The sequence below is a fragment of the Eubacterium sp. Marseille-QA0814 genome (assembly GCF_965119675.1).
GTDB lineage: Bacteria > Bacillota > Clostridia > Lachnospirales > Lachnospiraceae > Eubacterium_G.
Window position 1 is genome coordinate 646,820 of sequence record NZ_CBCPMG010000001.1, and the last position, 14,560, is coordinate 661,379.

13 protein-coding genes are annotated in these 14,560 nt (G+C 31.4%); 1 reads left to right on the forward strand and 12 read right to left on the reverse strand.

The annotated features are described in order from the left end of the window. Nucleotides 1–39: 39 nt before the first annotated feature. From rpoZ to ACQY63_RS03015, 3 genes are read right to left on the reverse strand one after another with little or no spacing between them, the layout of a single operon-like run. Nucleotides 40–285, reverse strand: a complete 246-nt coding sequence (rpoZ, locus tag ACQY63_RS03005; protein WP_022165723.1) for a DNA-directed RNA polymerase subunit omega — start codon at nt 283–285, stop codon at nt 40–42. Nucleotides 286–287: 2 nt separating this feature from the next. After that, nucleotides 288–914, reverse strand: coding sequence for a guanylate kinase (gmk, locus tag ACQY63_RS03010; protein WP_299055217.1), 627 nt, complete (start codon nt 912–914; stop codon nt 288–290). Between the two features lie 13 nt (nt 915–927). Continuing rightward, nucleotides 928–1,806, reverse strand: a complete 879-nt coding sequence (locus ACQY63_RS03015) for a YicC/YloC family endoribonuclease (protein WP_022165721.1) — start codon at nt 1,804–1,806, stop codon at nt 928–930. A gap of 287 nt (nt 1,807–2,093) precedes the next feature. Between ACQY63_RS03015 and ACQY63_RS03020 the strand changes: the two genes are divergently transcribed. Then, nucleotides 2,094–3,824: an Rqc2 family fibronectin-binding protein gene (locus tag ACQY63_RS03020; RefSeq protein WP_428244686.1), complete on the forward strand. Its 1,731-nt coding sequence runs from the start codon at nt 2,094–2,096 to the stop codon at nt 3,822–3,824. A 194-nt stretch (nt 3,825–4,018) separates the two neighbouring features. Here ACQY63_RS03020 and glgA read toward each other — a convergent pair whose 3' ends face one another. The 9 genes from glgA to dxs all read right to left on the reverse strand — a co-directional run bounded on the left by glgA (nt 4,019) and on the right by dxs (nt 14,559). Further along, complete coding sequence (gene glgA, locus ACQY63_RS03025; RefSeq protein ID WP_412622593.1) at nt 4,019–5,461, reverse strand: glycogen synthase GlgA; 1,443 nt, start codon at nt 5,459–5,461, stop codon at nt 4,019–4,021. A 42-nt stretch (nt 5,462–5,503) separates the two neighbouring features. Further along, on the reverse strand, nt 5,504–6,352 hold the full coding sequence (gene spo0A, locus ACQY63_RS03030) for a sporulation transcription factor Spo0A (RefSeq protein WP_290987280.1): 849 nt from the start codon (nt 6,350–6,352) through the stop codon (nt 5,504–5,506). Between the two features lie 221 nt (nt 6,353–6,573). Next, nucleotides 6,574–7,341, reverse strand: coding sequence for an FHA domain-containing protein (locus ACQY63_RS03035; RefSeq protein ID WP_302689502.1), 768 nt, complete (start codon nt 7,339–7,341; stop codon nt 6,574–6,576). A gap of 105 nt (nt 7,342–7,446) precedes the next feature. Then, nucleotides 7,447–8,673 (reverse strand): SpoIVB peptidase, encoded by a 1,227-nt coding sequence (gene spoIVB, locus ACQY63_RS03040; RefSeq protein ID WP_412622596.1) that lies wholly within the window; start codon nt 8,671–8,673, stop codon nt 7,447–7,449. Between the two features lie 157 nt (nt 8,674–8,830). Beyond that, a complete protein-coding gene (recN, locus tag ACQY63_RS03045; protein ID WP_428244687.1) occupies nt 8,831–10,519 on the reverse strand; it encodes a DNA repair protein RecN in 1,689 nt (562 codons plus the stop codon). A 36-nt stretch (nt 10,520–10,555) separates the two neighbouring features. Beyond that, complete coding sequence (gene argR / locus ACQY63_RS03050; RefSeq protein ID WP_022165597.1) at nt 10,556–11,005, reverse strand: arginine repressor; 450 nt, start codon at nt 11,003–11,005, stop codon at nt 10,556–10,558. A gap of 13 nt (nt 11,006–11,018) precedes the next feature. Next, nucleotides 11,019–11,873 carry an NAD(+)/NADH kinase gene (locus ACQY63_RS03055; RefSeq protein WP_428244688.1) on the reverse strand — a complete coding sequence of 285 codons (855 nt, stop codon included), beginning with the start codon at nt 11,871–11,873 and terminating at the stop codon, nt 11,019–11,021. 8 nt (nt 11,874–11,881) lie between these two features. Beyond that, complete coding sequence (locus ACQY63_RS03060) at nt 11,882–12,691, reverse strand: TlyA family RNA methyltransferase (RefSeq protein ID WP_428244689.1); 810 nt, start codon at nt 12,689–12,691, stop codon at nt 11,882–11,884. Next, nucleotides 12,691–14,559, reverse strand: coding sequence for a 1-deoxy-D-xylulose-5-phosphate synthase (gene dxs, locus ACQY63_RS03065; RefSeq protein WP_022165599.1), 1,869 nt, complete (start codon nt 14,557–14,559; stop codon nt 12,691–12,693). The genes ACQY63_RS03060 and dxs overlap by 1 nt, the downstream gene beginning before the upstream one ends. Between the last annotated feature and the right edge of the window lies 1 nt (nt 14,560).

Consider the following 14,560-nt stretch of genomic DNA (forward strand, 5'->3'; position numbering starts at 1 on the left):
CCTTAAACTTTAAAATAGAATAAAGTGTCTGTTGACACTTTATTCTTCTTCGTCATCTCCTAAAATTCTAATTTTAGATTCTGCTAATTCTTCTACAGCAATTGACAATGGTTTCATACCTTCAGCGTCCTTGTCTAAAAGTGGCTTGTCACCTGCTATAATCTGTCTTGCTCTCTTTGATGTAGCCATAACAATTGAATATCTGCTCTGTACAACCGGCTGTTCACCGTCCTCTACATCACTATTAGCTACTGCCATTAAATCTGAATATGATGGGTGTAACATTTTTATCTCCTTTCGGCGAATTTTAATATTTCGCTTTTTATTTGATTAACAAAATCCATGTCTAGAGACTGAGGATTGTTGTCATTTTTTATATTTTCAATGTGCTTTGCACATTTTTCAACTTCATCATTTAATACGAAATAGTCGTATTTTTCCATATTGTCAGTTTCTTCTGCCGCCTTTTTCAAACGGTCATTAATAACTTCTTCTGTTTCAGTATTACGACCAACTAATCTGTTTCTAAGTTCATCAGCACTTGGAGGTAATATAAAAATCAAAATAGCTTCAGGCATGTTTTTCTTTACCTGCAAAGCACCCTTTGTTTCAATCTCTAATATTACATCATTTCCACTGTTAAGATTTTCCTCTACAAATTCTCTTGGTGTTCCGTAATAATGATCAACATATCCAGCATATTCTAAAAGCTTGTTTTCATTAATCATTGTTTCAAACTGTTCATTTGAAATATAATGATAATGAACTCCGGGGATTTCATTTGGTCTGGGTTCTCTTGTTGTTACGGAAACTGAAACCTTGTAAGTATCCTTGTGTTCCTTTAGATAATTAACAACAGTCCCTTTTCCAACACCGGAAAAACCGGAAATTACTAATAATTTACCTTTTTTCATAATACACACTCTTTTATTCTATATTTTGTATTTGTTCTCTGACTTTTTCAATGTCAGTTTTTAACATAATTGCATGGTCTGATATTTCAGAATCACTTGTTTTTGACAATGTGGTGTTTGCTTCCCTGTTCATTTCCTGTGCAATGAAATCAAGTCTTCTACCAACAGTTCCACCTTTTATTAAATCTTCACGCATTGCCTTAATGTGACTGTCAAGTCTTACAAGTTCCTCGTCAACACATACCTTGTCAGCAAAAACAGTGACTTCCTGAGCGATTCTTGACTCGTCAATTTGGTTATCTTCCAGCAACTCGTGAATCTTATTTGTAATCTTTTCCTTATACTCAGCAACAATAACCGGAGATTTTTCTGTAATAAATTTAACATTTTCAATCATACCGTCAAGTTTTGAAATTAAATCAACCTGTAAACGTTTGCCTTCTTCTTCTCTCGTTTCTATTAGCTTAATAACAGCTTCATCAATTGCTTTAATTACCAAAGCTTCAATTGCCTCTTCATCATCCTGTGCATTTTCAATTGTAATTACATCAGGGCTTCTCATTATGTAACTTGTTTTTACATCATTTTCTAACCCAAGTTCCCTGCTGATTTGTTCATAACAATCAAAATATTCTTTTGCAAGCATTGAATTGTATCTTATGCATTCGTCACCTTTGCCAAGATTTTCATAAGAAATAAATACATCGACTTTTCCTCTGCTAACAAATTTCTTCATTTCATTACGAACACTTCCTTCAAGGAAATTTAGTTTTCTAGGTACCTTTATACCTAATTCCAAATATCTATGATTAACAGATTTCATTTCAACAGTGACTTTTCTATCACCCTCTGAAACCTCAGCTCTGCCAAATCCTGTCATACTTTTTAGCATCTTTCCTCCTCTGTGTACATCTATCCACAGTTCTATTTATTATAATTCATATAAACACGACCGTCAAGTTACACTTAAATATAAGTAACACTTTCCCTTTAATACAGATATTTTTTCAAATACTGCATCTAAACAGGAATATTATTTACTAATAAAATGTAGAAAAATCAAGTACAAGTTTTAATGTTGAATTTTAATAACATAATAATTTGCAAATAACATTAAAAACCTATAAAATAAGTGTGATGTAAAAAAATTTATTTTTTAATTTTAAAGGAGATTATTATATGGCATTTGATGGTGTTACCATTTCTGCTTTGGTAGCAGAATTTAATGATAAATTACTTAATGGAAGATTATACAAAATTGCACAGACAGAAAGCGATGAATTATTACTTACAATCAAGAATGGTAAAAATCAATATCGTTTACTGATAAGTGCTAACGCAAGTCTTCCTTTAATATATCTTACAGATAAAAACAAACCGGCTCCTCTTACCGCACCTAATTTTTGTATGCTTCTTAGGAAACATATAAATAATGGACGTATTATTTCAATTACCCAGCCGGGGATGGAACGAATTGTTGATTTTGAAATACAGCATTTAGATGAATTAGGCGACATAAAAACCAAACATTTAATCATAGAATTAATGGGTAAACACAGCAATATTATTTTTGTAAACGAAGGAACCATTTTGGACAGCATTAAGCATGTTAATTCAATTATGAGTTCAGTCAGACAGGTTCTACCGGGAAAAGAATATTTCATTCCTCATACCTCTGAAAAGCTTAACCCTCTTGATGTAGAAAAGGAAGTTTTCTTTAAAACAGTTTTTTCAAAGCCTATGCCTTTGTCAAAAGCTATTTATACATCTTTTACAGGTATCAGTCCTACTATTGCTGAAAACATTTGTTATGAGGGCAAATTTGATTCATCAATGCCTGCTAATGTTTTAGAACATGGGGACCAGAACATCGTTTGGATGTATTTTTATCAGCTAATTAACAAAGTTAAAAATTGTGATTTTATACCTACAATTTACGAGAAAAACGGAAAACCTGAGGAATATGGTGTAACCATTTTGTCAACTTACAGTGACTGCACAACAACATCCTTTGAAAGTATAAGCACTTTACTTGAAACATATTATTCTAAAAAGAACTTATACACAAGAATGAGACAGAAATCTGTAGATTTAAGAAAAATTGTAACTAATGCTCTAGAGCGAGATAACAAAAAATACAACATACAGTTAAAGCAGTTAAAGGACACAGAAAAAAAAGACAAATTCAAAGAATATGGCGACCTTTTAACAACTTATGGCTACTCAATAAAAGAAGGTTCTAAAGAATTTGAAACTGTCAACTACTATAATGGTAAAACAGTTAAAATCACTTTGGATCCTACTATTTCGCCTATTGAAAACGCCAAAAAATATTTTAATAAATATTCCAAATTAAAGCGAACCAGCGAGGCCTTGGAAACAATTATAGTCGAAACAAAAAATTCAATTGACTATCTTGAGTCAATTAACGTTGCAATAGACATGGCAACAACTGAAGATGACTTAAAAGCAATAAACGAAGAATTGGTTCAGACAGGTTTTATAAAGAAAAAACATACCAATAAGAAAGCTAAAAACAATAGCAAACCTTTACACTTTATTTCATCAGATGGCTTTGATATGTACGTTGGCAAAAATAATATTCAAAATGAACATCTTACATTTAAAGTTGCAACCGGAAATGACTGGTGGTTCCACAGCAAATCCTTTCCTGGCTCACATGTAATTGTAAAATGCAACAATCAGGAATTGCCTGATAACACTTTTGAAGAGGCCGCAAGACTTGCAGCTTTCTATTCCAAAGGTTCAAACCAGGATAAAGTTGAAATAGACTATATTCAGAAAAAGCATGTAAAGAAAGTTGCCGGTGCAATGCCGGGATTTGTTATTTATCATACCAATTATTCCATGATTGCGGAGCCTAATATCAACAATATAAAAGAAATCTAAAGTAAGGCAAAATATCGACAATATAAATGTAGCTAAATATTGCTAAACATTAACAACCTAAACTAAAAATAAAATATTAATTCTAAAAGAAGGTACTTAAAAAGCAGAGCCATAAAAGCTCTGCTTTTTATAGTTAATAGAATCTCCTTAAGATTCCCTATTATAAATTATAAACTTATATAAACGTTCTACTATTATCCGATTAATTCGTCATATAATTTTTCGTATTTCTTAGCTGATGTATTCCATGAATAATCTACTTCCATGGCTCTATCCACCATCTTATTCCAATCACGCTTCTTATCATAATAAATATGCTCTGCATATCTAACAGTTCCCATCATCTCATGTGCGTTATAATTCTTAAATGAGAATCCAGTACCTGTATTTTCATATTCATTATAAGGTTCTACTGTATCTTTCAAGCCACCTGTTTCCCTAACAATAGGTAATGTACCGTATCTCATGCTCATTAACTGACTTAATCCACATGGTTCAAACAATGATGGCATTAAGAAAGCATCACAGGCTGCATATATTTTATGAGAAAGTTCTTCAGAATAATATATATTAGCAGAAACATCTTTTCCATATTTCCAGTCAAAATGTCTGAACATATTCTCGTATCTTTCTTCACCTGTACCAAGAATAACAAACTGAAGTTCATCCTGACACATTTCATCCATAACACAGGATACCAAATCCAAACCTTTTTGGTCTGTAAGTCTGCTTACCAAACCTATCATCATCTTCTTAGGATTTACTTCCAAGCCTAACTCTTTCTGTAAAGCTGTTTTATTCTTAACTTTTTCTCTTCGGAAATTATCTTTGCTGAAATTCTTTACAATTAATTTGTCTGTAGCCGGATTATATTCATCATAATCAATACCATTTACAATACCTCTAAGACAATTAGATCTTGCTCTCATTAATCCATCAAGACCTTCTCCAAAGAAAGGTGTTTTTATTTCTTCTGCATAAGTATCACTAACTGTAGTAACCATATCTGCATATACAATACCACCCTTAAGGTAATTACCATTATCGTAATCTTTTAACTTATCTGATGTAAAATAATAATCAGATAAACCTGCTAAATCCTTGATTGTATCAATATCCCAAACACCCTGGAACTTTAAGTTATGTATAGTCATAATAGACTTAATGCCCTGATAGAATTCTCCATTGGCAAAACTGTCTTTCAAATAAACAGGAATTAAACCTGTATGATAATCATGGCAATGTATAATATCCGGTCTAAAATCTATTACTGGAAGAGCCGATAATACTGCTCTTGAAAAGAAAGCAAACTTCTCTAAATCATATCTTGGATCACTGTATGGTCTCTCTCCTGAAAAATAATATTCATTATCAATGAAGTAGAATTTAACTCCTTCATATTCCATTTCCATAATTCCAACGTACTGTCTTCTCCAGCATAAGTCCATATAAAAATGATCAACATAAGTCATTTTTTCTTTCCATTTCTGGTCAATACACATATAATTTGGAATCATAACTCTAACATCATATTTTTCTTTGTCAAAACATTTTGGTAAAGAACCTACAACGTCTGCCAATCCCCCTGTTTTAATAAAAGGTACACATTCTGATGCTGCAAATAATATCTTCTTCATATCTTCCTCCTCCAGATTAATTCTTTTGTATTATATGATTAATTATCTACATTTGTATTCAAGTCTAATCTTATCAGCTATTAATGCTATAAATTCAGAGTTTGTAGGCTTACCTTTTTCTGCATTTATAGTATATCCAAACAACTCATCAATAGTATCCATTCTTCCACGATTCCATGCCACTTCAATAGCATGTCTTATGGCTCTTTCTACTCTGCTGGATGTTGTCTGGAATTTTTTTGCAATTGAAGGATACAATATTTTCGTAATGGAATTAAGCATTTCATTGTCATTTACTGACATAATAATTGCTTCCCTTAAATACTGATATCCCTTAATGTGTGCAGGCACTCCAACATCATGAATAATTGATGTAACATCATTTTCAATGTTACGCTCCATAAAATGTTTTCTATCTTCTCCTGCACCAATAATTTTTTTAGTTTCAGGTATTCTCTTGTTGTATGATTTTACACCTTTTACCCTATCTGCTATCATGTTTGTTTCAAATGGTTTTAGTAAATAATACCCTGCTCCATAACCAAATGCATCCTGAATAACATTCTCATTACTAATTGCTGAAGTTATAATGAAAAAAGGCATCTTAATCATTGCACCATCTTCATTAACCTTATTCATTAGCGATAAACCATCCATCTTTGGCATAATTAAATCTAAAATAACAACATCAGGTGTTGACTTTCTTATTAATTCATAAGCCTCCTGACCATTTTTAGCCTTACCAATAATCTGAATTGCTGTATCTTTTGATAATGCTGAATCTATGTTTTCGATTACTTTTTCATTGTCATCAACAATAATAACAGATATTTTTTCTGAGTTTCCGGTATATGTTTTATTTATATTGCGATTATTTAAGTTCGTGTTCATCATTCCTCCTAATTTTGTCAAAACACAGCACTGTTTAAATTCTTTTGACAAAGAAGATTATAGTTTGTTAGATGAAGATATTCAACTTAAAGAATTCGCATAAAAATCCTTTTTTCGACAATTAAGTTTACATATATTTTTTCACAGTGTTAAAAAATGTAAAAAAGCTTATAAAAACCATATATAAATGTCGATTTTTTTAAAATAATGTCAATATTTTCTTAGTTAATGTACACTACCATTTCTTCCTTTTCAGCAAGTTCAATTCTATAGCCGTCTCTAAGTTCGTAATATACTTTCGGACGCAACTGTGTACCATTAACCTTAGTTCCGTTAGTTGAATCATAATCTGCAATACGGTATTTTCCATCCTTACATGAAATAACCACGTGAATCTTGGATATGTAAGTTTCCGGCACAACAATATTTGCATTTTCTCTCCCAATTGTAAACGGAATTCTATTAATCTGATATTTCTTATTGTTATAAATAATCATTGCCTGAACTTCATTTTCCACAGACTTTGCAGCAGCCTTCTTTGGAGTTTTGTAATGCTTTGTTGCAGCCAGGTTTTCTTTTGATGTCTGATGTTTCTTTCTAAGTTCTAAATTATATTCTGTAAACGGATTAAGAACCATACCGTTTAAATCTTCACATTCATTCATAAAATTGTATGCGTATGTTGCAGAAACCTTTACAAAAGAAAAATTTTCCATATAATCATCAGGTATCTGTGCATAAGATGTGAATACCGGAAGCAATCTGCTTCTTCCACCATCTTTCACAATGTCAGGTTTCATTGAAACACCTTCTATAGTTTCATATGACAAAGAAGCATCTTCAAAATCACTCTTCATCGCCATAATGATATCTGCTTTTTGTAATAAATCTACAATATCTTTTTTCTTAACCTTCTTTTCAGGTTTTTTGTTATATTTTTTTATCATTTCTTCTATTTTATATACAATTTCTGTATTATTTCTTGCCATTTTAGGTCTCCTTAAATTTGTTTATTTATACATTATACTACATTTTTCGACTTATTTATATATGAAATATTCATTTTTTCTTTTGAAATATTTTTATAAATTATATTAATTTGCAAGAAACATATTTTCTGCAAATATACCGTATCCTTTTGTAGAGTCGTTGACTAATACATGTGTTACTGCTCCTATTATTTTTCCGTCCTGTTCAATGGGACAACCACTCATGCCCTGAACAATTCCATTTGTCTTTTTTAATAAATTCTTATCGGTAATCTTAACAATCATATTTTTTTCTTTATTTGTTCTATTTACTTTTAAGATTTCTATGTTGTACCAGGTGGCTTTATTGTCCCAAATAAGTTGAATCTTTGCTTTTCCTGTATGCACATTATTTCCTAATGCCATTTCCATTTTCTTTAATTTGTATTTTTTTACAAGATTATATTGTATCTCGCCATTAATACCACAATTATTATTAGACTTTATGGTTCCTAAATAATTTTCATTATTGTATATAATGCTTCCCAAAAGACCACCCGGCTCTCCGTTTTGTCCCTTTTTAATTCCCCAAATATTTGCATTATAAATAGAACCATTTTTTGAGGACAAAAGCTTACCTGTATCAATGTCACTTATTCCATGACCTAGGGCAAAATATTTATTCTCGTAAATAAAAGACATTGTTCCAATTCCCTGAGAATCATCTCTAACCCAGATGCCAAACATATAATTGCCATTTTTTGCTTTAACAGGCTTTAGTTTCACTAACTTAATTCCACTATTTGATTTTATAGTAAAAACAACCGGTTTATTCTTATTTTCCTTAATCAAATAAACTAATTGTGCCTTATTACTTATTATATGTTTATTAAATTTTATAATATAATCTCCTGATTCAATTTTATCCTTGGCAGGATTTATTTTTTCTCCTTTAACATTTTCAAAACATCCACTACCAATTACCATCACACCCTGAGTTTTTAAATAAAGCCCTATGGGAAGGCCAACAGGATAAACATAAGTTTTATCAATAACATTTACTTTTGTGTTTTTTACAGGAAGAATCCCGAAAAGCTTATATTTTCCCCTATAAGAGCCTACTTTTCCCGTAATAATATTATTCTTGCCAGTAAGAGTTATTTTATCCTTTCCGGTAGTTTTATTAATATTTAAAGAAACAGGAATCCCAAATTCATAATTAGCATTATCATTTGAATTAACAAAAATAGTATTTGGAAGATTTTTCTGTACATTCCAAATTACTGAAACAACTATTATTAAAACAGCAATACATATGGATGCAATAATTGTATTTCTATATATTTTTCTCATAACATAACCTCCAAATTACTAATTTCTTTTAAACGAATGTGCATCCCTAGGGGAACGTTTATTTATGTAGCAAGAAATTACAGAGAATTTTCTTACGTCATAAATAAACAAAAGGAAGACTTTCGCCTTCCTTTTTAATATCTCTAATTTTTCAATTTTAAATCAAGTAACTTTTTGTTCGTTCTGCCATTTCTTTCATTTCTTTTGCATGAGAAATTGCCGCCTCACTAACAGTACCATCACCATTAATTCTAACAAGTTCTTCTATTGACTCATCACCTGATAATTTCTTAATGTTGGTAATTGTACTATTATTTTCCAACTTCTTTTCAATAAGATAATGATTGTCTGCCATAGCAGCTATTTGTGATAAATGAGAAATACATATTACCTGATGATGCCTACTGATGTTTGCCATTTTTTCTGCTACCATAGTGGCTGTTTTACCACTAATACCTGTATCGATTTCATCAAAAATCAAAGTATCTATCTCATCTTCTGAGGCAAGAATTGATTTTATGGCAAGCATAATACGTGAAAGTTCACCACCTGATGCTACCTTATTTAACGGCCTTACAGGCTCTCCCGGATTTGTAGAAATCATAAAATTAACATTATCAAATCCATTATCCGTAATTGTATTACTTCTTTCAATACTTATTTCAAAATTAACAGCCATGAAATTCAAATCTATTAAAGATTTAGTTACCTGTTCCTGTAAAACTAAAGCTGCTTTTTTTCTTTCCTCAGATATGTCCAATGATATTTTTTCCATATCCAAATATATGGAATCAATTTCGCTTTTAATATTATTTATTTCCTCTTCATAATTAATTAATTCATCTAAATAATTTTGTTTTTCATTTTGATATTCAAGGATTTTTTCAATTGAATTACCGTATTTTATTTTTAAATGATTAATTGTATTTAATCTGTTTTCAATTTCGTTAATATAATTAGAATCAAACTCAAGACTTTCTGTATAATCTACAATGTCAGAATCTAAATCCTTACACATGGAGTCAATGTCATAAAGGCACTCTTTAAACTGTGTAATCTTTTCATCATCAGACTTAACAGAATTAATAAGCGAAATAGCTCTGTTAATTTGCGAACCAACACCATTTTCATTTTCATAACTTATAAGCTGATATATGGACGAAAGTTCCACCGCCACATCCTTTGCGCCTGCCATTTTTTTATAAGTTGTTTCCAAGTCAACATCTTCATTTTCTTTTAAATCAGCCTGTTCTATTTCATCTACTTCAAATTTGGCAAATTCTATTTCTCGGGCTCTTTGTGCCTCATCCATAGAATATTCATCTAATTTTTGTTTTAATTTTTTATAATTATTATTTAATTCTTTTAAATCAGCTAACTTATCTTCAATTTTGTCCTTTGCAAATTTATCTAAAATTTCAAGATGTTTTGCAGGATATAATAATGATTGATGATCATGTTGACCATGTATATCGATTAACATTTCCATAATGGTTTTAAGAGTTTTAACATTAACTGTTTCACCATTAATTTTTGAAACACTTCTGGATTCCGTTATTTTTCTTGAAACAGTAATAATATTGTCATCATCAACAAAAATATCCATATTTCTGATAAAATCGGCTTGTTCTTTTTTCGTTAAAAAAGTCAGCTCTACTAATGCAAAGTCTTCACCGTTTCTAATAATGTCCTTTGAAACCTTATTCCCCAGTGCAATATTAACGGAACCTAAAAGTAATGATTTACCGGCACCGGTTTCTCCTGTAAGCACAATAAGTCCATTAGAAAAATCTACGTCAACCTCTTTAATTAATGCCAGATTTTTTACGTGTAAATTTATTAACATATTTCCTCCTTTATGTGCTTCTCTCCATTTGTCCCACTAAGCAATTATTTCCGTAATAATTCCTTTAACCTTTTTTGCATTTTCCTTACTTGTTATTGCAAGAAAAATTGTGTCATCACCTGCAATACAGCCTACAATCTCATTAATTTCAATTGCATCTATTGCTGCTCCAACTGCCATTGCCATGCCTGCAATTGTCTTAATGACCAAAATGTTCTCTGCGCACTGCATAGAAACAATTCCATCATTTAAAACTCTCATGTATTTACTGTCATGTGTAATTGCCGTATTAACGGGCACAGCATATTTTTGACCACCGTTTGCAGATGATGTTTTTATTAAATTAAGTTCTCTTATGTCTCTTGATACTGTTGCCTGAGTTACCTTAAAACCACTTTCAATTAATTTTTTTGCCAGTTCCTCCTGTGTATCAATATCATATTCTCCAATTAAATCTATAATTTTTCTTTGTCTTTTTGATTTCATAATTACCCATACCTTAATTTAGTTTATCTTTTACTGCCTGTAAGAAGCTGCCTTCATCTAACTTAGCAATCTTTGTTGTTTTTTCAGACTCACTTATACTAATTATATCTCCTGATATAATTTTGAAAATGCCATCTCCATCAAAGGAAATCCTACGATTTTCTTCGTTTGCAATACGACTTTTACCAATTTTAACCTCTATATTATCGTGTCTTGACAAAATAAGACTTCTGTTTGCAAGTGTGTGTGGACATATAGGTGTTAGTATAATCATATTTGAATCAGGTCTTGCAACAGGACCACCTGCCGATAAATTATACGCAGTAGAGCCTGTTGGCGTTGATAAAATTATGCCATCTGCATGATAGTTACCTAATATTTCTTTATTAACGTACACCTGATAGTCAGTAATGGCTAAATCTCCACCTCTATGTATTACAATATCATTTAATACTGTTGATGAGTAAACCTGCTTGCCATCTCTTATAATTCTACCATCAAGCATCATTCGTGACTCAATATTAAAATCATCATTTATTAACTTGTCTAAAGATTCTTTTACATTGTCCGGTGAAATTTCAGCCAAAAAACCAAGGGTTCCTTTATTTACACCAACAAAAACAACATCTAAGTCTATAAAATCCTTTGTGGCATGAAGTAAAGTTCCATCTCCACCAATGCTGATTACACATTGTGTATCACCTGGTATATCCTTACTTTTAAGAACTTTGTACTCCCCTGTGCTATAATCCACATTATCGATTAGCACGCACTGGCAACCACTTTTTGTAATATAATCTAATATTTTATAAGAAATTTCCAGTTTATTATCTTTTAAACTATTTGTTATAACGCAAAACTTTTTCATGTAATCCTCTATTTATCCAATTCCTGATGTGATTTTTCCACGACCTCTTCAGGTATTATATCTGATAATTTTTCGCCTTGTTCTTTATTTGTATTCTGTAAATATAATAAATATTCGATATTTCCTTCAGGGCCTTTCACAGGTGAAAAATCCAAATTAATAATATCAAATCCAATACTCATGGCAAATGTTATAACACTTTCTATAACATCTTTATGAACCTTCTTATCTCTTACAACGCCTTTCTTTCCCACGTTTTCTCTTCCTGCCTCAAATTGTGGTTTAATAAGACAAACAATCTGACCATTTTCTGTAAGAAGATTTTTTACAGGTAATAAAACTTTTGTAAGTGATATAAATGAAACATCAATTGAGGCAAAATCTATAACCTCATCAATATCTTCAGGTGTTACATAACGGATATTTGTTCTATCCATGCATATAACTCTTTCGTCCTGAACCAGTTTCCAGGCAAGCTGTCCATGACCTACATCAACTGAGTAAACTTTTACAGCTCCGTTTTGTAACATACAGTCTGTGAAACCGCCTGTTGAAGCACCTACGTCCATACAGATTTTTCCATCTAACTGTACTCCAAAACAATCCATTGCCTTTTCTAACTTTAAGCCCCCACGACTTACATATTTAAGAGTTTTACCTCTTACTTCAATATTAACATCATCCTTAAAAAAAGTTCCGGCCTTGTCCTCTCTTTGATTATCCACAAAAACAATGCCACTCATAATTATTGTTTTTGCTTTTTCTCTTGAAGGTGCCAAACCTCTTTTTACAAGTAAAACATCTAATCTTTCTTTCATTATACTAACTCTTTAACCTTCTCATATATTTTTTTGCTACTAATGCCGATTTTTTCTCTTAATTCATCAACCAAGCCCTGCTCAACAAAACAATCCTCAATTGCCATGATTTTTACATTACAATCTAAACAGTTTTCCTGAACGTATGTGGATACTGCCTCGCCATAACCACCTTTTTTTATAGCTTCTTCCACTACAATAATCTGTTTATGTCTTTTTGCAACATGTTCAATCATATCTTTGTCTAATGGTTTTACGAATCTTGCATTTACAATTGTTGGATTAATGTTTTCTTTCATAAGCAAATTATAGGTTTTTTCTACTTCTTCAAACATATTTCCAACTGCGATTATGGCAATATTATAACCATAATTTACAATTTCACTTTTTCCAAGTTCAACCGGACTAGTCGTTTTTTTCTCTGCCACATAAGCTGTACCTCTAGGAAAACGTATGGCAATAGGACCATTATATTCCATTGCAAATTTCACAGATTCAATTAATTCCTTTGTATCTTTTGGAGCAATTATTGTTAAATTAGGAATTGCTGACATAAAAGATACATCAAATATTCCCTGATGTGTTTCACCATCCTGACCTACCAGACCTGCCCTGTCAACAATCATTACAACAGGTAAGTTTTGAAGACACACATCATGTAGTATCTGATCATAAGCTCTCTGATAAAAAGATGAATAAATTGAAACAACAGGTTTATAGCCACTGGCTGCAAGTCCTGCCGCAAAAGTTACTGCATGTTCCTCAGCTATACCTACATCAAAAAATCTGTCAGGATATTCTTTTTGAAATCTTGAAAGACCTGTGCCATCAGGCATTGCTGCTGTAATAGCTAATATTTTTTTATTTTTCTTAGCCAATTTAACTAATGTTCTTGAAAAAACTTCTGTGTAAGACATTGTTCCTGCAGCTGAAGACTTTACTTCCTCTCCTGTTTCAACATCAAACTTTCCTATGCCATGAAATTTTGACGGATTATTTTGCGCAGGTAAATATCCTTTTCCCTTTGTTGTTTTTACATGTATAACAATTGGATGGTCTATTTTTAAGGCATTTTTAAAAATACTAATCATTCCATTAATATCATGTCCATTAACGGGTCCAATATATGTGATTCCTAAATCGTCAAACAAACCACCTGGTATAATAAAGTTCTTAATATTATCTTTCGTTTTCTTTACTTTTTTAACTATTTTTTTACCGATTTTTGGAATTTTGCTTAAAGATGTTTCAACATCTTCCTTCAGGTAATTGTAGTGTTCTCCAACTCTTAACTTATTTAAATAGTTTGACATACTGCCAACATTTTGAGAAATAGACATATTGTTGTCATTTAAAATAATTACAAAATTCTTTCCTAAACTTGCAACATTATTAAGAGCTTCCAAAGCCATGCCACCGGTAAGTGCTCCATCACCAATAACCGCCACAACCTTATTATTGTTATTATTAAGCTTATTTGCCATAGCCATACCAAGCGCCGCAGATATTGATGTTGAGCTGTGCCCTGTGTCAAAAGAATCAGTATCGCTTTCGTGTCGTTTTGGAAAACCACTTATACCATCAAGCTGTCTTAATGTATCAAACTGTTCCTTACGACCTGTTAAAATTTTATGTGTGTATGACTGATGACCTACATCCCATACAATTTTATCCTGTGGGAAATTTAAAACTGCATGCAGAGCTATAGTCATATCTACAGCACCTAAATTTGACGCAAGATGACCACCTGTTTTGCTGACTTTTTCTATTAAAAAACTTCTTATTTCTTCAGCCAAAATAGGATATAAATCCTTATCTATTTTTTTTATATCATTTTCTTTATTTATATTATCTAATATTTGTCCCATA